Raw genomic sequence first — 19,039 nt, 5'->3', positions numbered from 1 at the left:
TCGCCCCCAGTCGCAGGCACTCGGCCGTGTCGTTTGTGCCTATTGATGGAACATTTATGTTTTCTGCCAACACTCGCCTGGGCGCCGCCCAGGCATGCAACACCTTTGCCCTGAAACCGTCCCGTGTGCGGTTCAACTGCGCCATCAGCGTCATGTGCGGGGCGCTGCTCGCCCCCCTGGCCATGGCCGCCGAGCCTGCCGAGGACCTGCACCAGCACCCGCATCCGCAAGAGCTCACACCCACGGTAATTACCGCCATTGCCCCCAGCTCGCCGCTGACCGTGGTCACCAACCCCAAGGACCCGCGTCAGCCAGTGCCGGCCAGCGATGGTGGCGACTACCTGAAGACCATTCCCGGCTTTGCCCTGGTGCGCAACGGCGGCACCAATGGCGACCCGGTGCTGCGCGGGATGTTTGGTTCGCGGCTGAACATACTGACCAATGGCGGCATGATGCTCGGCGCCTGCCCCGGGCGCATGGACGCTCCGACCTCCTACATTTCCCCCGAGACCTACGACAAGCTGACCGTGATCAAAGGCCCGCAAACCGTGCTCTGGGGCCCGGGCGCATCGGCCGGGACCGTGTTGTTCGAGCGTGAGCCCGAGCATTTCGGCGAACTGGGCACCCGGGTCAATGCCAGCCTGCTGGCCGGCTCCAACGGTCGTTTCGACAAGGTGCTGGATGCCGCTGCCGGTGGCCCGCTGGGCTATGTCAGGGTGATCGGCAACACCGCCCACGCCGACGATTACAAAGACGGCAACAACGACACCGTGGCCTCGCGCTACGACAAGTGGAACGGCGATGTGGCCCTGGGCTGGACCCCGGACGCCGACACCCTGCTGGAGCTGACCGCCGGCAAGGGCGACGGCGAGGCTCGCTACGCCGGACGCGGCATGGACGGTTCGCAGTTCAAGCGCGAAAGCCTGGGGCTGCGCTTCGAGAAGTCCAACCTCGGCGAAGTGCTGGACAAGGTCGAGGCCCAGGTCTACTACAACTACGCCGACCACGTGATGGACAACTACAGCCTGCGCACGCCGTCGGGCACCGGGATGATGGCCGGGGCCATGGCGTCCAACGTCGATCGCCGGACCCTCGGCGCGCGGATCAAGGCCACCTGGCGCTGGGCCGATGTGCAGCTGATCAGCGGCCTGGATGCACAGACCAACGAACACCGCCAACGCGCCAGCAGCGGCGTCGACACCTACAAGCAACTGCCCCGCGAGAAGGACGCCGACTTCCACAACTATGGAGTCTTCAGTGAGCTGACCTGGTACGCCGCCGACCGTGATCGCCTGATCAGCGGCGCGCGCCTGGACCGCGCCTCGGCCAAGGACTATCGCCAGCGCCTCACCAGCAACATGATGAGCCGCCCCAACCCCACCGCCGACAACACCCGCGCCGACACCCTGCCCAGCGGCTTTGTGCGTTACGAGCATGATCTGGCCGACAGCCCCACCACCCTGTACGCCGGCCTTGGCCATACCCAGCGTTTCCCGGATTACTGGGAGCTGTTTTCGCCCAATACCGGCCCTGCCGGTTCGGTCAACGCCTTCGATTCGATCAAGCCGGAGAAAACCACCCAGCTTGATTTCGGCCTGCAATACAAAAGCGAAGACCTGGAGGCCTGGGCCTCGGGCTATGTCGGGCAAATCCGCGACTACATCCTGTTCAACTACCGCCCGGGAATGATGGGCACCACCTCCCAGGCCGAGAACATCGACGCCCGGATCATGGGCGGCGAACTGGGGGCGGCCTACAAGCTGACCTCCAACTGGAAGGCCGACGCCACCCTGGCCTACGCCTGGGGCAAGAACAGCAGCGATGGCAAGGCCCTGCCGCAAATGCCACCGCTCGACGCCCGCATGGGCCTGACCTACAGCCAGGATCAGTGGAGCGCCGGCGCCTTGTGGCGGGTGGTCGCGGCGCAGAACCGCATCGACCAGAACAAGGGCAACGTGGTCGGCAAGGACTTCGACAAGAGCGGCGGCTTCGGCGTGTTCTCGCTCAACGGCGCCTACCGCATCAACAAGAACCTGAAACTCAGCAGCGGCGTCGACAACCTGTTCGGCAAAGCCTACGCCGAGCACTTGAACCTGGCCGGCAACGCCGGGTTCGGCTATCCGGCCAATGACCCGCAAGCCATCAACGAACCGGGACGCACGCTCTGGACCAAGGTCGACCTGAGCTTCTGACCCCATAGCCGCTGCCGCCAGGCTGCGGTGGGGATGAGCGAGTGACTCCGCTCAGACCAGCGCAGCCTCGTGCCTCGGCAGCGGCTACAGAGCATGACTGGCAGCAACAGCTGCCCCTACAACAACAGATCCACTGCCGTGCGGAGCCTTATTCGATGACTCAACCCAAGGTGTCTTTCTACAACCTGGCCTGGCGCTGGCATTTCTACGCCGGGCTGCTGGTCGCGCCCTTTATGGTGATGCTGGCCCTGACCGGCATCATTTATCTGTTCAAGCCCCAGCTCGACCCGCTGATGTACGGCGAGCTGCTCAACGTCCCCGCCGGGCACCACAGCCTCAGCGCCGACGAGCTGCTCAAGCGGGTGCAGGCGGTTTATCCACAGGCCCAGGTCAAACAGTACCTGCCGCCGATCAATGCCGAGCGCAGCGCACAGTTCGTGGTGCAAAACGCCGGCGTCGAGTTGAACGTGTTCGTCGATCCCTACCACGGCGACATCCTCGGCGAGCAGCACGCCAAGCGCACGCTGCAAGCCGTGGCCCGGGCCATTCACGGCGAGCTGATGATCGGCACCCTGGGCGACCGCCTGGTGGAACTGGCCGCTGGCTGGGGCGTGATGCTGGTGGTGTCCGGCCTGTACCTGTGGTGGCCGCGCGGCAAGTCCACGGCCGGGGTCCTGTGGCCACGCCTGAGCAGCCGCGGCCGCCTGTTCTGGCGCGATCTGCACAGCGTGGTGGGCTTTTGGGGCGCAGCATTCCTGCTGGTGATGCTGTTGAGCGGCATGACCTGGACCGGCTTCTGGGGCAAGCAATACGCCGACCTCTGGAACCGCTTCCCGGCGGCCATGTGGAACAACGTGCCGCAGTCCGACCAGCAGGCCGGCGCCCTGAATAACGCCACGCGCCAGACCGTACCCTGGGCCCTGGAAAACACGCCGATGCCGATGTCCGGCGACCATGCCGAGCACATGGCCCACGGTGGTGCCGACCACGCGCCGGCAGCGCCAGCCATCGGCTTGCAACAGGTGCAGGACATCGCTCGCCAGCGCCAGGTCGAGCCCGGCTACAGCATCACCCTGCCCACTACCGCCAGCGGCGTGTTCACCCTCGCGGTGTTCGCCGACGACCCGCGCAACGACGCCACCCTGCACATCGACCAGTACACCGGCCAGGTCCTGGCCGATGTGCGCTGGCAGGACTACAGCCCCGTGGCCCGCGCCACCGAGGTCGGGGTCATGCTCCACGAAGGCAAGATGTTCGGGCCGCTGAATCAGTTGGCGGTGCTGTTGATCTGTCTGATGATTCTGCTCAGCGCCGTCAGCGGCCTGGTGATCTGGTGGAAGCGCCGCCCCACTGGCCGACTCGGCGTGCCGCCGCTGCGCCATGACCTGCCGAAGTGGAAAACCGCGATGTGGGTGATGCTGGCCCTGGCGTTGGCGTTTCCCCTGGTGGGCGCGTCGCTGATTGCGGTGTGGCTGCTCGATCGCCTGCTGTTATCACGCTGGAACCGTGCCTCTGAGTCCGCCTCATCTTCAACATGAACCCGGCGAGATGCGCGGCGTTTGCGCTTCTGTAGACTGTGCGCGGCCCGGTTCGACCCGGAACAATGTTACTTTGTAACCTACAAGTGTAAGCTTGCTGCCCGCCGCCCCATCGCGGCGCCAGGCAATCAATACGGATCGCGCATGACCTCGCTGAACCTCACCAACCTGGCCTGGACACCCTTGGGCCAGGGCCATTGTCATCACCAGTTCCAGCTGCGTGAGGCCAGCCTGCATGTGGCACCGGGGGAGTTCGTCGGCCTGATCGGGCCCAATGGCAGCGGCAAGACCAGCCTGCTGCGCTGCGCCTATCGCTTCAGCAAACCGCAGCAGGGCGAAGTGCGCCTGGAGCATTACGACCTGTGGCGGCAATCGCCACGCTGGTGCGCGCAGCGCATTGCCGTGGTGCTGCAGGAGTTCCCCGACGCCTTCGGTCTGACCGTTGAAGAAGTGGTCGCCATGGGCCGAACCCCGCACAAGGGCTTGTTCGATGGCGACACCGCCCATGACCGCGAACTGGCCCGCCAGGCCCTGCAGTCGGTAGGCCTGCTGGGCTTTGAAACGCATGCCTTCGCCACCCTCTCCGGCGGTGAAAAGCAGCGGGTGATTCTGGCCCGCGCCCTGGCCCAGCAGCCGCAATTGCTGATCCTCGACGAGCCGACCAACCACCTCGACCCACGCTACCAACTGCAGCTGCTGCAATGGGTGAAACGCCTGGGGGTAGGCACCCTGGCCAGCATCCACGACTTGAACCTGGCCGCGGCTTTCTGCGACCGACTGTACGTGCTCGATCACGGGCGCATCGTCGCCAGCGGCACGCCGACCGAGGTCCTGACCGCCGAACTGCTGCGGGAAGTGTTCGGGGTCGAGGCCCTGATCGATCGCCATCCGCTGGCCGACCATCCACGCATTACCTGGATAACCCAACCATGACCCTGCGCGTCCTGCTGTGCCTCGCCCTGTCCCTGGCGGCCGGCCAAGCCCTGGCCGAGGCCACCCACTACCCGCTGACCGTCCACAGTTGCAACCGCGAAGTGACCTTCAACCAGGCCCCCCGGCACGCCCTGAGCCATGACATCAACATGACCCAGATGATGCTCGCCCTCGGCCTCAAGCCGCGCATGGTCGGCTACAGCGGCATCAGCGGCTGGAAAGCCATGACTCCCGAGATGCAGGCCAGCCTCGCCGGGCTGCCGGAACTCGCGGCCAAATACCCATCGGTGGAAACCCTGCTCAACGCCAACGTCGACTTCTTTTTTGCCGGCTGGGACTACGGCATGCGCGTCGGCGGCGACCTCACGCCCCAGACCCTGGCGCCACTGGGCATTAACGTCTATGAGCTGACCGAGTCCTGCGCTTTTGTCATGAAGCGCCCGGCCGCCAGCCTCGACGACACCTACAACGACCTGCGCAACCTGGGGCGCATTTTCGATGTGCAGGACCGCGCCAATCAGTTGATCAGCCAGATGCAGCAGCAGGTGGCAGAGGTCAAACAACAGCTGCCCGCCGACCGGCCACGGGTATTCCTCTACGACAGCGGTGAAGACCGCGCCATGACCTCGGGTCGCCTGGGCATGCCCCAGGCGCTGATCGATGCTGCTGGCGGGCGCAACATTCTTGCTGACCTGGACACCAGCTGGACCCGGGTCAACTGGGAGACCGTGGTCGAGCGCAATCCGCAGGTGATTGTGATCGTCGACTACAGCGAAATCAGCGCCGAGCAGAAGCAGCAGTTCTTGCTGGACAACCCGGCGTTGCAGTCGGTGGACGCCATCAGGAACCGGCGATTTATCGTGATCCCCTACGTCCAGGCCACCCCGGGCATCGACAACGTGCTGGCGGTGCAGACCCTGGCCAAGGGTTTCCACGGCCCATGATCAACCGTCGTTATGCCGGGCTGCTGATGCTCCTGGGCGCGCTGTTGCTGGTGTCCTGCGTGGTCTCCCTCGGCTTCGGCCCGGCGCCGGTGCCACTGGACGTGGTGTGGCGCATCCTGCTGCACAAGGCCCTGGGTATCGGTGAGGTGAGTTGGAGTGCCGGGCAGGAACATATCGTCTGGCTGATCCGCGTGCCGCGCATGGTGCTTGGGGCGTTGGTGGGCGCCGGGTTGGCGCTGATCGGCGCGGTGCTGCAAGCGGTGACGCGCAACCCGCTGGCCGACCCGCACCTGCTGGGGGTGACGTCCGGCGCAACCCTGGGCGCCGTGATCGTGGTGCTGCATGTGGGGCAAGTGATCGGTCTCTTGACCCTGCCCCTGGCGGCCTTTATCGGCGCCTTGCTGAGCATGCTGCTGGTGCTCGGCATCGCCGCGCGCCACGGCCGTCTCGACAGCGATCGCCTGCTGCTGTGTGGGGTCGCGGTGTCCTTTGTGATGATGGCGATCGCCAATCTGCTGTTGTTTCTGGGCGACCACCGCGCCAGCTCGGCGGTGATGTTCTGGATGCTGGGCGGCCTCGGCCTGGCGCGCTGGGAATTGTTGACGATCCCCGCCATCAGCGTGTTGCTCGGCCTGGTGTTGCTGCTGGGCATGGCCCGCCCGCTGAACGCGCTGATGGCCGGCGAGCAGACCGCCGTGACCCTGGGCCTGAACGCCCGCAACGTGCGCCTGCGGGTGTTTTTGATCGCCTCCCTGATGACCGGCGTGCTGGTGTCCATCAGCGGCTCCATCGGTTTTGTCGGTCTGATGGTGCCGCACATCGCCCGCCGCCTGGTGGGCGCCGAACACCGGCGTCTGCTGCCGGTGTGCGTGCTGCTGGGCAGCCTGTTCCTGGTCTGGGTCGACGTCGCGGCACGCACCTTGATCGCCCCCGAAGACCTGCCGATCGGCGTGGCCACGGCGGCTATCGGCGGGTTGTTCTTTATCGGGCTGATGCGCCGGCGCTGAAGGCCTTCGGCATACAGATAGGCGGCGATAGGACGATTTCCCACAACGGCTCGGCGCGCCCTAGAATGCGCGCCTCACACTGCTCAGGATGAGTCTCATGTTGAAAAATCTTTGCCTGTCGCTGCTGGTGTTCGGCTCCAGTTGCGCAATGGCCGACACCACGGTCGACGTCTCGAAAATCTACGGCAACATCCAGTTCGTCAACAGCTTCCCGGACTACAAAGTCAAAGTGGTGCACTCCTTTCCCGACCTGAAGGTGAAGCAGGTCAGCGCCTTCCCCGACTCGGCAGGCAAGTGGAAAATCGTCAACAGCTTCCCGGATTACAAGGTCCAGATTGTCGACTCCTTTCCCGATTTCACCATCGAGTATGTGGATTCCTTCCCCGGCGTGAATTGAGGCTCCTTCGCGACCTCGGCTGCCGCCCTGCGGCAGCACCACAATGAAGCACCCCGACGCACCACCCCCTGCCCAAGGCCTCGTCTTGGGGCATCGCCTGCCCTGCCTGCGCGCGCAAGGCGACGTTTTCATGCCTTGCAGCGACTCGGCACACCCCTTGCAAAACAGCTTTTCAGTAGCTCGCATCTGCCACCTGAAAAACTCAAATAGTCATGGGGATCGCACAATGAAGCGTCGCAGCTTGATCAAGGCTTTCACACTCACGGCAAGCATTGCCGCGATGGGCTTGACCTGGACCGTCCAGGCCGCCGAGACCATCAAGGTCGGTATCCTGCATTCGCTGTCGGGGACCATGGCGATCTCCGAAACCTCGCTCAAAGACATGGCGCTGATGACCATCGACGAGATCAACGCCAAGGGCGGGGTCAACGGCAAGATGCTGGAGCCGGTGGTGGTCGACCCCGCCTCCAACTGGCCGCTGTTCGCCGAGAAGGGCCGTCAGTTGCTGACCCAGGACAAGGTCGCGGTGGTGTTCGGTTGCTGGACCTCGGTGTCGCGCAAGTCGGTGTTGCCGGTGTTCGAAGAGCTCAATGGCCTGCTGTTCTATCCGGTGCAGTACGAAGGCGAAGAGATGTCGCCCAACGTCTTCTACACCGGTGCCGCGCCCAACCAGCAGGCGATCCCGGCCGTGGAGTACCTGATGAGCGAAGACGGCGGCGGCGCCAAGCGCTTCTTCCTCCTGGGCACCGACTACGTGTACCCGCGCACCACCAATAAAATCCTGCGCTCGTTCCTGCACTCCAAGGGCGTGGCCGACAAGGACATCGAAGAGGTCTATACCCCGTTCGGCCATGCCGACTACCAGACCATCGTGTCCAACATCAAGAAATTCTCCGCCGGGGGCAAGACCGCCGTTATCTCCACCGTAAACGGCGACTCCAATGTGCCGTTCTACAAAGAGCTGGCCAACCAGGGCCTGAAAGCCACCGACGTGCCGGTGGTGGCCTTCTCCGTGGGCGAGGAAGAACTGCGCGGTATCGACACCAAACCCCTGGTGGGCAACCTCGCGGCGTGGAACTACTTCGAGTCGGTGGATAACCCCACCAACAAAAAATTCGTCGCCGACTGGAAGGCCTACGCCAAGGCCAAGAACCTGCCGGGGGCGGACAAGGCCGTGACCAACGACCCGATGGAAGCCACCTATGTCGGCATCCACATGTGGGCCCAGGCGGTGGAGAAAGCCAAATCCACCGACGTCGACAAGGTCCGCGAAGCCCTGGCCGGCCAGACCTTTGCCGCGCCGTCCGGCTACACCCTGACCATGGACAAGACCAACCACCACCTGCACAAGCCGGTGATGATCGGCGAGATCCAGCCCGACGGTCAGTTCAACGTGGTGTGGCAGACCGAAGGCCCGATCCGCGCCCAGCCGTGGAGCCCGTTCATTCCGGGTAACGACAAGAAGCCGGACTACGCGGTCAAGAGCAACTAAGCGAGGGATGGAAGCCGGACGCCGTCTGCGGTCCGGCACAACCTCTGTCGCCGCTGCCGAAAGCTGTGACCAGCCCGGGCCAACCGGGTCAGCGCAGCCTTCGGCAGCGGCGACAGGATCACGCACAGGCCCCGGCCTGTCCGCGCAAGGCCAACGATATGCCCACTGCCCTCTACCGTTTTATCCTCGCCTGCCTGCTGCTGTTGCCGCTGGCAGCCAGGGCCGGTGACGCCGAAGACTTCGTCGCGGCCAACCCGTCTCAGCAGGCTCAACTGCTGGAAGCCTGGGCTGCGCAGCCCGACCCGGCGCGCGTCGAACTGATCAACGCCTTGCAGCAAGGCCAGTTGACGGTCGATGGCCAAGCCAAGACCCTGCGCCTGAACAACCGCTTGCGGGGGCTGATCGACACCGCCCTGGCCAGCCACCAATTGCTTGCCGCCGACAGCAAGATCCGCCTCGCGGCAGCCCAGCAATTGCAAAAGAGCGCCAAGCCGGCGCAACTCACATTCCTTGATCGGCAATTGGCCGCGGAACCGGACGCAAGCGTACATGCCGCCCTGAGCCTGGCCCTGGCCAACCTGCAACTGGTGGACAGCGACCCGGCGGTACGCCTGGCCGCCGTGCGCCTGCTCGGCGAAACCGGCGACCCGCTGGCCCGCACCCGCCTCGAAGGCCTGCTCGAGCCCGGGGTCGAAGCCGACGCCGCGGTGCGCACCGCCGCCGAAACCAGCCTGGCCCAGGTCAAGCGCAAGCTGCTGGTGGGCGAGGTGCTGGGCCAGGCCTTCAGCGGTATGTCCCTGGGCTCGATCCTGCTGCTGGCGGCCCTGGGGCTGGCGATCACCTTCGGGTTGCTGGGGGTGATCAACATGGCCCACGGCGAGATGCTGATGCTCGGCGCCTACTCCACCTACGTGGTGCAGTTGCTGTTCCAGCGCTTCGCCCCGCAGGCCATCGAGTTCTACCCGTTGATTGCCCTGCCGGTGGCGTTTTTCGTCACCGCGGCGATCGGCATGGCCCTGGAGCGCACGGTGATTCGCCACCTCTACGGCCGCCCGCTGGAAACCCTGCTGGCGACCTGGGGCATCAGCCTGATGCTGATCCAACTGGTGCGCCTGGTGTTCGGCGCGCAGAACGTCGAGGTGGCCAACCCGGCCTGGCTCTCGGGCGGGATCCAGGTGCTGCCCAACCTGGTGCTACCGTACAACCGCATCGTGATCATCGGCTTCGCGCTGTTTGTCGTGGTGCTCACTTGGCTGCTGCTGAACCGGACACGCCTGGGCCTGAACGTGCGCGCCGTGACCCAGAACCGCAACATGGCCGCCTGCTGCGGCGTGCCCACCGGGCGCGTCGACATGCTTGCCTTCGGCCTCGGTTCGGGGATCGCCGGGCTCGGCGGCGTGGCCCTGAGCCAGATCGGCAACGTCGGCCCGGACCTGGGCCAGAGCTACATCATCGACTCGTTCCTGGTGGTGGTGCTGGGCGGGGTCGGCCAGTTGGCCGGTAGCGTGCTGGCGGCCTTTGGCCTGGGCATCGCGAACAAGATTCTCGAACCGCAGATCGGCGCCGTGCTCGGCAAGATCCTGATCCTCGCGCTGATCATTCTGTTTATCCAGAAACGTCCGCAAGGCCTCTTTGCTCTGAAAGGACGGGTGATCGACTGATGAATCAACCACTGCTCGTTACCGCCAGCCAGAAAGCCGGGCCCAGGGTCACGCTCACCGTCGGTGCGCTGCTGCTCCTGGTGCTGCTGGCCTTGCCGCTGTTGTCGCTGCTGGCAGCGGACAACCCGCTGCACGTCTCGGCCTACACCCTGACCCTGGTGGGCAAGATCCTCTGCTACGCCATCGTCGCCCTGGCCCTGGACCTGGTCTGGGGCTATGCCGGGCTGCTGTCCCTGGGCCACGGGCTGTTCTTTGCCCTGGGCGGCTATGCCATGGGCATGTACCTGATGCGCCAGGCCTCGGGCGATGGCCTGCCGGCGTTCATGACCTTCCTCTCGTGGACCGAGCTGCCGTGGTACTGGGTCGGCACCAGCCATTTTCTCTGGGCCCTGTGCCTGGTGGTGCTGGCCCCGGGATTGCTGGCCCTGGTGTTCGGTTTCTTCGCCTTCCGCTCGCGGATCAAGGGCGTGTATTTCTCGATCATGACCCAGGCCCTGACCTTCGCCGGGATGCTGCTGTTCTTTCGCAACGAAACCGGGTTTGGCGGCAATAACGGCTTCACCAACTTCCGCACCATTCTCGGTTTCGGCATTACCGAACCCGGAACCCGCGCGGTGCTGTTTTTCGCCACCGTACTGTTGCTGGTGGCCAGCCTGTGGATTGGCTGGCGCCTGGCGCAGAGCAAGTTCGGCCGGGTCCTGACCGCCCTGCGCGACGCCGAAAACCGCCTGATGTTCTGCGGCTACGACCCGCGCGGCTTCAAGCTCTTCGTGTGGGTGCTGAGCGCGGTGCTGTGCGGCCTGGCCGGGGCCTTGTATGTGCCCCAGGTGGGCATCATCAACCCCAGCGAAATGTCGCCGACCAACTCCATCGAGGCTGCCGTGTGGGTGGCCCTGGGCGGGCGCGGCACGCTGATCGGGCCGCTGCTGGGGGCCGGCGTGGTCAACGGCATGAAGAGCTGGTTCACCGTGGCCTTCCCTGAGTACTGGCTGTTCTTCCTCGGGGCGCTGTTTATCGTGGTGACCCTGTACCTGCCCAAGGGCGTGATCGGCCTGCTGAAAAAACGAGGTGAGCAATGAGAGTCACGGCGACGGCGGAGTTCATGCTCGAACCTATCCTGGAACCCAACAAGGACCAGGGCAGCAGCCGCGATGCCATCGGCCTCGGCCAGGCCGCTGGCAAGGGCCTGAACACGCGCCACGGGACGATCCTGACCCTGGAAGACATCAGCGTCAGCTTCGATGGCTTCAAGGCCCTCAACGACCTGAACCTGTACATCGGCGTGGGCGAACTGCGCTGCATCATCGGCCCCAACGGCGCGGGCAAGACCACCCTGATGGACGTGATCACCGGCAAGACCCGGCCCAGCCACGGCAAGGCCTGGTTCGGCGAGACCCTGGACCTGGCGGCGATGAGCGAAGTGCAGATCGCCCAGGCCGGGATCGGCCGCAAGTTCCAGAAACCCACGGTGTTCGAAGCCCTGAGTGTGTTCGAGAACCTGGAGCTGGCGCAAAAGACCGACAAATCGGTGTGGGCCAGCCTGCGGGCCCGACTCAGCGGTGAACAGCGCGACCGTATCGACGAGGTGCTGCAGACCATTCGCCTGACTGCCTCGGTCCAGCGCCCGGCGGGCCTGCTGTCCCATGGCCAGAAGCAGTTCCTGGAAATCGGCATGCTGCTGGTGCAGGACCCGCAGTTGCTGCTGCTCGATGAACCGGTGGCCGGCATGACCGACGCCGAAACCGAGTTCACCGCCGAACTGTTCAAAAGCCTGGCGGGCAAGCATTCGCTGATGGTGGTGGAGCACGACATGGGCTTCGTCGGCGCCATCGCCGACCACGTCACCGTGCTGCACCAGGGCAGCGTACTGGCCGAGGGCTCCCTGGAGCAGGTGCAGGCCGATGAACGCGTCATCGAGGTTTATTTGGGCCGATGAATCGGCCAGCTGAAAGCTTCAAGCGGCAAGTTGAAAGCAAAACCGTACACCCGCTCTTTCTTGCAGCTTGCAGCTTGCAGCTTGAAGCTTGCCGCTCTCCTATCTGAGGTTCTTCCATGCTCCAGATCCAACACCTTCATCAGTACTACGGCGGCAGCCACATCCTGCGTGGCCTGAGCTTTGACGTAACGGTGGGTGAAGTCACCTGCCTGCTCGGGCGCAACGGCGTGGGCAAGACCACCCTGCTCAAGTGCCTGATGGGCCTGCTGCCGACCAAGGAAGGCACGGTCACTTGGGAAGGCCAGGCCATCACCGGCTACAAACCGCACCAGCGGGTGCACGCCGGTATTGCCTATGTGCCCCAGGGCCGGGAGATTTTTCCGCGCCTGACGGTGGAGGAGAACCTGCTGATGGGGCTGTCACGTTTCGGCGCGAAGGAAGCCAAGGAGGTGCCGGCCTTTATCTACGAACTGTTCCCGGTGCTGCTGCAAATGAAGCAGCGTCGTGGCGGCGATCTGTCGGGCGGTCAGCAGCAACAACTGGCCATCGGCCGCGCCCTGGCCAGCCGCCCGCGCTTGCTGATCCTCGACGAGCCCACCGAAGGTATCCAGCCTTCGGTGATCAAGGAGATCGGCGCGGTGATCAAAAAACTCGCGGCGCGAGGCGACATGGCGATCCTGCTGGTGGAACAGTTCTACGACTTTGCCGCTGAACTGGCCGACCAGTACCTGGTGATGTCCCGGGGTGAAATCGTCCAGCAAGGGCGGGGCGAAAATATGGAAACCGAAGGTGTACGCGGCCTGGTTACGATCTAACCTGTAGCCTCCTGACGATAAGCGCGAACCATGAATCTTCCTGCCCACACCGCGTTGTTCACCCCTAGCTGGCATGCCGAGCTGGAGCTGGGCTACGCCCGTTTCGGCGACACCACGCGTCCGGTGCAGCGCCGTCACCTGGGCCCGCTGCGGGTGCAGAAGCACCTGTATGCCGAAGGCCCCGAGGTCTGCCAGCACATCATCGTCCACCCCCCTGGGGGGATTGCCGGTGGCGACCGCCTGGACATCCGCGCCAGCGTCGGCACCGATGCCTGGGCGCAACTGACCAGCCCTGGCGCCGCCAAGTGGTACCGCGCCGCTGGGCCGGCGTACCAAAACCTTGAGCTGCACGTCGCCGCCGGTGCCACCCTGGAATGGCTGCCCCAGGAGAGCATCGTGTTCAGCGCCGCCCAGGCGGAACTGGCGACCGTGATCGAGCTTGAGGGCGACGCTCGACTGTTCTACTGGGACATCGTGGCCCTGGGCCGCCCGGCCAGCGGTGAACGCTTTGACCTCGGGCATTTTCAATCGCACCTGGATATCCGCCGTGACGGCCAGTTGCTCTGGCACGAACGCCAGCGCATTGTCGGGGGCGACGGCCTGCTGGACTCGCCCATCGGCCTGGACGGCCAACCGGTGTTCGCGACCCTGCTGGTCACCGGCGAAATCGACACGCAACTGCTGGAGACCTGCCGCTCCCTGCCCCACGAGGTACGCGGCGACCTGACGCAACTGCCCGGGCTGCTGGTGGCCCGCTGCCTGGCCAGCGAAGCGCTGCTGGCCCGGGCCTGGCTGATCGACCTGTGGCGCCTGCTGCGCCCCGCCCTGCTCGGGCGCGAGGCCGTGCCGCCGAGGATCTGGAATACATGAAGCGCCTGTCACTCGGGGCCGCCGCCCTGACGCGCTGAACCTTTTAACTGCCCAAACGGATTGAACACGATGGACCTGACCCCACGCGAAAAAGACAAGATGCTGATCTTCACCGCCGGCCTGGTGGCCGAGCGACGACTGGCCCGTGGCGTGAAACTCAATTACCCGGAGGCCATGGCCTATATCTCCGCGGCGCTGCTCGAAGGCGCCCGTGACGGCCAGACCGTGGCCCAACTGATGCACTACGGCACCACCCTGCTCAGCCGTGAACAAGTGATGGAGGGCATCCCGGAAATGATCCCGGAGATCCAGGTCGAGGCGACCTTTCCCGACGGCACCAAGCTGGTCACCGTCCACCAACCCATCGCCTGAGGCCGCGCCATGACTTACCGCATCCGCGATGCACTGCATGCCGACCTGCCGGCGATCCGTGACATCTACAACGACGCCGTGCGCACTACCACGGCGATCTGGAACGAGCAGCCCGTGGACCTGGGCAACCGCCAGGCCTGGTTCAGCGCCCGGCAGGCCCAGGGTTACCCGATCCTGGTGATCATCAATGCCGACGAAGTGGTGCTCGGCTACGCTTCGTTCGGCGACTGGCGACCGTTCGACGGCTTTCGCCACAGCGTCGAACACTCGGTGTACGTGCGCGACGACCAGCGCGGCAACGGCCTTGGCCCACGCCTGATGGAAGCACTGATCGAACGCGCCCGGGGCTGTGACAAGCACGTAATGGTCGCAGCCATCGAAAGCGGCAACGAGGCTTCGATCCGCCTGCACCAGCGTCTGGGTTTCATCACCACCGGACAGATGCCTCAAGTAGGCACCAAGTTCGGACGCTGGCTGGACCTGACCTTCATGCAACTGATCCTCAACCCCGGGGCGCTGCCGCCCGCCATCGACAAGGAGTGATACCCGATGAACGCTGCCCAACTGCGCCGAGTACATGGGGAAAGTTTTGCCCATTACCGCCAGGGACTGAGTGATCTGCTGTTCGACGCGGTGCAGCACGGGGCCTCGATCGGCTTCATGGCCGACCTCGACCAGGCCCAGGCCGATGCCTACTTGCGCAACCTGCAGGCCGGGGTGGAAGACGCCAGCCTGCTGCTGTGGGTAGTGGTGGATAACGAAAAGGTCCTGGCCAGCGTGCAACTGGCGCTGTGCCAGAAACCCAACGGACGCAATCGCGCCGAGGTCCAGAAACTCCAGGTGCGCCACGACGCCCGTCGCCGCGGCCTGGGCCAGCAACTGATGACGGCCCTGGAGCAGGCAGCCCGCCAGAACAAGCGCGGCCTGCTGTACCTGGACACCGAAGCCGGCTCCCCCGCCGAGGACTTCTACCGCTCTCTGGGCTACATCCGGGTCGGTGAACTGCCCAACTACTGCCAGAGCCCGGACGGCACCTACACCCCGACCGCCATTTACTTCAAGACTTTGGGACTGCCCGCATGATTCCAGGCCAATACCAGATCCAGCCCGGCGACATCGAACTCAATGTCGGCCGTCGCACCTTGAGCCTGAAAGTGGCCAACAGCGGCGACCGGCCGATCCAGGTCGGCTCGCACTACCACTTCTTCGAGACCAATGACGCCCTGACCTTCGACCGCGCCGCCAGCCGGGGCATGCGCCTGAACATCCCGGCCGGCACCGCCGTGCGCTTCGAGCCGGGGCAGACCCGGGAAGTGGAACTGGTGGACCTGGCCGGGCATCGCCGGGTATTCGGCTTTGCCGGGCGAGTGATGGGCGCTCTTTGAGCGCAGCTTCAAGCTTCAAGCGGCAAGTAACAGCCATTTGCGGCGCTATCGATAGCTTTTGATTTTTCTTGCAGCGGGCAGCTTAAAGCTTGCCGCTTATTTCCGAGGACCGAGGAATGCGCATTTCCCGCGAGGCCTACGCCGACATGTTCGGCCCCACCGTCGGCGACAAGGTGCGGCTGGCCGATACCGAGCTGTGGATTGAAGTGGAAAAGGACTTCACCACCTACGGCGAAGAAGTGAAGTTCGGCGGTGGCAAGGTGATCCGTGACGGCATGGGCCAGGGCCAGTTGCTGGCGGCCGAGGTGGTCGACACCCTGATCACCAACGCCCTGATCATCGACCACTGGGGCATCGTCAAGGCCGATGTCGGCCTCAAGGACGGGCGCATCGCCGCCATCGGCAAGGCCGGCAACCCGGACATCCAACCCAACGTGACCATCGCCATCGGCGCCAGCACCGAAGTCATCGCCGGCGAAGGCATGATCCTCACCGCCGGCGGCATCGACACCCATATCCACTTCATCTGCCCGCAGCAGATCGAAGAAGCGCTGATGAGCGGCGTCACCACCATGATCGGCGGCGGCACCGGGCCAGCCACCGGAACCAACGCCACCACCTGCACCTCGGGACCCTGGCACATGGCGCGCATGCTCCAGGCCGCCGACGCCTTCGCGATGAACATCGGCTTTACCGGCAAGGGCAACGCCAGCCTGCCGGAGCCCTTGATCGAGCAGGTCAAGGCCGGGGCCATCGGCCTCAAGCTGCATGAAGACTGGGGCACCACCCCCGCGGCCATCGACAACTGCCTGAGCGTCGCCGACCAGTACGACGTCCAGGTGGCGATCCACACCGACACCCTCAACGAGTCGGGCTTCGTCGAAACCACCCTGGCCGCCTTCAAGGGCCGCACCATTCACACCTACCACACCGAAGGTGCCGGTGGCGGCCATGCGCCGGACATCATCAAGGCCTGCGGTTTTGCCAACGTGTTGCCGAGCTCGACCAACCCGACCCGGCCCTTCACCCGCAACACCATCGACGAGCACCTGGACATGCTGATGGTCTGCCATCACCTGGACCCAAGCATCGCCGAAGACGTGGCCTTTGCCGAAAGCCGCATTCGCCGCGAGACCATCGCCGCCGAAGACATCCTCCACGACCTGGGCGCGTTCTCCATGATCAGCTCCGACAGCCAGGCCATGGGCCGGGTCGGCGAAGTCATCACCCGCACCTGGCAGACCGCCGACAAGATGCACAAGCAGCGCGGTCCGCTGCCGGGCGACGGCGAGGGCAACAGCAACTTCCGGGTCAAGCGCTACATCGCCAAATACACCATCAACCCGGCGATCACCCATGGCATCAGCCACGAAGTGGGCTCGATCGAAGTCGGCAAGTGGGCGGATCTGGTGCTGTGGCGCCCGGCGTTTTTCGGGGTCAAGCCGACCCTGATCCTCAAGGGCGGGGCGATTGCCGCCAGCCTGATGGGCGACGCCAACGCTTCGATCCCGACCCCGCAGCCGGTGCATTACCGCCCGATGTTCGCCAGCTTTGGCGGCAGTCGGCATGCCACCAGCCTGACCTTTATCAGCCAGGCGGCCCTGGACGCCGGCGTGCCCGAGACCCTGGGCCTGAAAAAACGCATCGCGGTGGTCAAGGGCTGTCGCCAGGTGCAAAAGACCGACCTGATCCACAACGACTACCTGCCACAGATCGATGTCGACCCGCAGACCTATCAGGTCAAGGCCGATGGCGTGCTGCTGTGGTGTGAACCGGCGGAGGTGCTACCCATGGCACAACGTTATTTTCTCTTCTAGAACCCGGCACTGATCAGCCCGGAACCCTGTTTGGCAGCGCGAGTTTTGAAAACCCCGGTTTGGCGCTAAGATGCCACTCGATTTCTCACAATTGCCTGCAGGGTTCCCGGCTATGCGCCTGTCCGATTTCATCGTGCAACACGTTGATCGAATCGTTGATGAATGGGAGCAGTTTGCGAAATCCATCGCCCCTGCCGCCGACTCCATGACCCGCCTGCAATTGCGCGATCACGCAAAATCGATCCTGCTGGCCGCCGCGCGCGACATGCGCACCGCCCAGACCGCCCATGAACAACAGGCCAAGGCCAAGGGCGAAGGGCCGGAAAAAACCCCAAGCCTGGATGAAGCCGCCGCCAGCCATGGCGAACTGCGGCACACCGTGGGCTTTGACCTGGTGCAGATGACCTCCGAATTCCGCCACCTGCGCGCCTGCGTGATCCGCCTGTGGGTGGGCAGCCTGGAATCACCGGACCTGATGTACTTCCAGGACATGATCCGCTTCAACGAAGCCATCGACGAAGCGCTGGCCGAGTCCACCGCGGCCTATGCCGAACAGGTCGATCGTTCGCGGGATATCTTCCTGGCGATTCTCGGCCATGACCTGCGCGCACCCTTGCAGGCTGTGAGCATGTCCACCGAGATGCTGGCGCGGCGTGTCGCGCTGGACGCCGAGGGCCTGGCCTACGTGGCGCGGATCAAGAGCGGCGCGCGACACATGGGGGCGATGGTCAGTGACTTGCTGGAGTTTGTGCGCAGCCGGCTGGGCAGCGGCTTGCCGATCGAGCCGGCACCGATGGACCTGGCCAGCGCCGCCAAAGCGGCCATGGATGAAGCCTGCGCCGGGCAGCCCGATTGCTCCCCCTCGCTGAATTTCCACGGTGATGGCCACGGTATCTGGGATCGCGGGCGCATCGAACAGATGCTGCAGAACCTGATCGGCAATGCGTTGCAGCACGGAAACAACAGCCGCACCGTGACCGTGACCATCACCGGCGGCGCCGAACAGGTGTTGCTGACGGTGCACAACTACGGCACGCCCATCCCCAAGGACGCCCTGAGCACCTTGTTCGACCCCCTGGTGCGCAGCGCCAGTGAAGAACTCGGCACTCCCTCCACCAGCCTTGGCCTGGGGTTGTTTATCGTCAAGGAAGTGGTCAGCGCGCACCAGGGCAGCATCGAAGTCAGCTCCAACGAAAGCGACGGCACCACCTTCACCGTCACCCTGCCCCGGGTTTCCCGGGCACAGCCCTGAAAACACAACTGGGCGCCCAAACGCCGACGTTTTCCTGAAACATCCGCGGTGTTTATCAGGGCCAGCGTCCGAACGCGGCCCGAGGCTTCGGCAGCGGCTACAGGTCAGTCGAGGACCAGGCGCCCCAGGCGTTGTTTGAGCATGCGATTTTCCGCGCGCAGTTCGCGCACTTCATCCAGCAGGTCCAGGGCCAGGGCGACGCCTTGCCACTCCAGCTCCAGGTCGCGGTGCAGGATGGCCGCGCGCTTGGCCAGGGCCAGCTGGTAATCGTTGAAACGCCAATCCTTGGGCGCCTGGCCCTGAGGTTCGAGGATCCCGTGTTCGACGATTTCGATCACGTAAGCGGCCGACAGGTCGGTCACCTCACAGAATTCTTCCATGTCCAGCTGAACGATCAGGGTACTCATACTCAGCTACTCCATTCTCGA

General features: G+C 64.6%; 19 protein-coding genes. 18 read left to right on the top strand and 1 reads right to left on the bottom strand.

Annotated features, from left to right (window positions below; translation table 11 throughout):
* Nucleotides 1-56 precede the first annotated feature (56 nt).
* The 18 genes from JFU57_RS10890 to JFU57_RS10805 all read left to right on the top strand — a co-directional run bounded on the left by JFU57_RS10890 (nt 57) and on the right by JFU57_RS10805 (nt 18,611).
* The gene (locus JFU57_RS10890; protein WP_201129238.1) at nt 57-2,192 is read left to right on the top strand and encodes a TonB-dependent copper receptor; all 2,136 of its coding nucleotides are present in this window, start codon (nt 57-59) and stop codon (nt 2,190-2,192) included.
* A gap of 155 nt (nt 2,193-2,347) precedes the next feature.
* Nucleotides 2,348-3,730, top strand: coding sequence for a PepSY-associated TM helix domain-containing protein (locus tag JFU57_RS10885; protein WP_201129236.1), 1,383 nt, complete (start codon nt 2,348-2,350; stop codon nt 3,728-3,730).
* Between the two features lie 144 nt (nt 3,731-3,874).
* Nucleotides 3,875-4,663: an ABC transporter ATP-binding protein gene (locus tag JFU57_RS10880; RefSeq protein ID WP_078469608.1), complete on the top strand. Its 789-nt coding sequence runs from the start codon at nt 3,875-3,877 to the stop codon at nt 4,661-4,663.
* Nucleotides 4,660-5,607: an ABC transporter substrate-binding protein gene (locus JFU57_RS10875; protein ID WP_201129234.1), complete on the top strand. Its 948-nt coding sequence runs from the start codon at nt 4,660-4,662 to the stop codon at nt 5,605-5,607. The genes JFU57_RS10880 and JFU57_RS10875 overlap by 4 nt, the downstream gene beginning before the upstream one ends.
* Complete coding sequence (locus JFU57_RS10870) at nt 5,604-6,614, top strand: FecCD family ABC transporter permease (protein ID WP_078469606.1); 1,011 nt, start codon at nt 5,604-5,606, stop codon at nt 6,612-6,614. Before JFU57_RS10875 ends, JFU57_RS10870 begins: the two co-directional genes overlap by 4 nt.
* Nucleotides 6,615-6,711: 97 nt before the next feature.
* Complete coding sequence (locus tag JFU57_RS10865) at nt 6,712-7,011, top strand: hypothetical protein (protein ID WP_201129232.1); 300 nt, start codon at nt 6,712-6,714, stop codon at nt 7,009-7,011.
* A 226-nt stretch (nt 7,012-7,237) separates the two neighbouring features.
* Entirely contained in the window at nt 7,238-8,503 is a 1,266-nt protein-coding gene (urtA, locus tag JFU57_RS10860; protein ID WP_020298745.1) for an urea ABC transporter substrate-binding protein, read from the top strand.
* 158 nt (nt 8,504-8,661) lie between these two features.
* Nucleotides 8,662-10,164, top strand: coding sequence for an urea ABC transporter permease subunit UrtB (gene urtB / locus JFU57_RS10855; protein WP_078469604.1), 1,503 nt, complete (start codon nt 8,662-8,664; stop codon nt 10,162-10,164).
* Complete coding sequence (urtC, locus tag JFU57_RS10850) at nt 10,164-11,243, top strand: urea ABC transporter permease subunit UrtC (protein ID WP_201129230.1); 1,080 nt, start codon at nt 10,164-10,166, stop codon at nt 11,241-11,243. The genes urtB and urtC overlap by 1 nt, the downstream gene beginning before the upstream one ends.
* On the top strand, nt 11,240-12,100 hold the full coding sequence (urtD, locus tag JFU57_RS10845; protein ID WP_078469602.1) for an urea ABC transporter ATP-binding protein UrtD: 861 nt from the start codon (nt 11,240-11,242) through the stop codon (nt 12,098-12,100). The genes urtC and urtD overlap by 4 nt, the downstream gene beginning before the upstream one ends.
* A 116-nt stretch (nt 12,101-12,216) precedes the next feature.
* Nucleotides 12,217-12,915 carry an urea ABC transporter ATP-binding subunit UrtE gene (urtE, locus tag JFU57_RS10840; RefSeq protein ID WP_201129228.1) on the top strand — a complete coding sequence of 233 codons (699 nt, stop codon included), beginning with the start codon at nt 12,217-12,219 and terminating at the stop codon, nt 12,913-12,915.
* 30 nt (nt 12,916-12,945) lie between these two features.
* The gene (locus JFU57_RS10835) at nt 12,946-13,785 is read left to right on the top strand and encodes an urease accessory protein UreD (protein WP_201129226.1); all 840 of its coding nucleotides are present in this window, start codon (nt 12,946-12,948) and stop codon (nt 13,783-13,785) included.
* Between the two features lie 69 nt (nt 13,786-13,854).
* Nucleotides 13,855-14,157, top strand: a complete 303-nt coding sequence (locus JFU57_RS10830) for an urease subunit gamma (protein ID WP_020298739.1) — start codon at nt 13,855-13,857, stop codon at nt 14,155-14,157.
* Nucleotides 14,158-14,166: 9 nt separating this feature from the next.
* On the top strand, nt 14,167-14,700 hold the full coding sequence (locus tag JFU57_RS10825; RefSeq protein WP_078469599.1) for a GNAT family N-acetyltransferase: 534 nt from the start codon (nt 14,167-14,169) through the stop codon (nt 14,698-14,700).
* 6 nt (nt 14,701-14,706) lie between these two features.
* Nucleotides 14,707-15,240: a GNAT family N-acetyltransferase gene (locus JFU57_RS10820; RefSeq protein WP_078469598.1), complete on the top strand. Its 534-nt coding sequence runs from the start codon at nt 14,707-14,709 to the stop codon at nt 15,238-15,240.
* Complete coding sequence (locus JFU57_RS10815; protein ID WP_078469597.1) at nt 15,237-15,542, top strand: urease subunit beta; 306 nt, start codon at nt 15,237-15,239, stop codon at nt 15,540-15,542. Before JFU57_RS10820 ends, JFU57_RS10815 begins: the two co-directional genes overlap by 4 nt.
* A gap of 116 nt (nt 15,543-15,658) precedes the next feature.
* Nucleotides 15,659-17,359 (top strand): urease subunit alpha, encoded by a 1,701-nt coding sequence (ureC, locus tag JFU57_RS10810; RefSeq protein ID WP_078469596.1) that lies wholly within the window; start codon nt 15,659-15,661, stop codon nt 17,357-17,359.
* A 112-nt stretch (nt 17,360-17,471) separates the two neighbouring features.
* Nucleotides 17,472-18,611, top strand: a complete 1,140-nt coding sequence (locus tag JFU57_RS10805; protein ID WP_201129225.1) for a sensor histidine kinase — start codon at nt 17,472-17,474, stop codon at nt 18,609-18,611.
* 104 nt (nt 18,612-18,715) lie between these two features.
* Here the strand turns inward: JFU57_RS10805 and JFU57_RS10800 are convergent, their stop codons facing one another.
* Nucleotides 18,716-19,018, bottom strand: a complete 303-nt coding sequence (locus JFU57_RS10800) for a chaperone modulator CbpM (protein WP_020298733.1) — start codon at nt 19,016-19,018, stop codon at nt 18,716-18,718.
* Nucleotides 19,019-19,039 lie beyond the last annotated feature (21 nt).

This window comes from Pseudomonas sp. TH07, from assembly GCF_016651285.1.
Taxonomy (GTDB): domain Bacteria; phylum Pseudomonadota; class Gammaproteobacteria; order Pseudomonadales; family Pseudomonadaceae; genus Aquipseudomonas.
The sequence above is the reverse complement of the archived record's forward strand: the minus strand, read 5'-3'. Positions and strand labels throughout refer to the sequence as shown.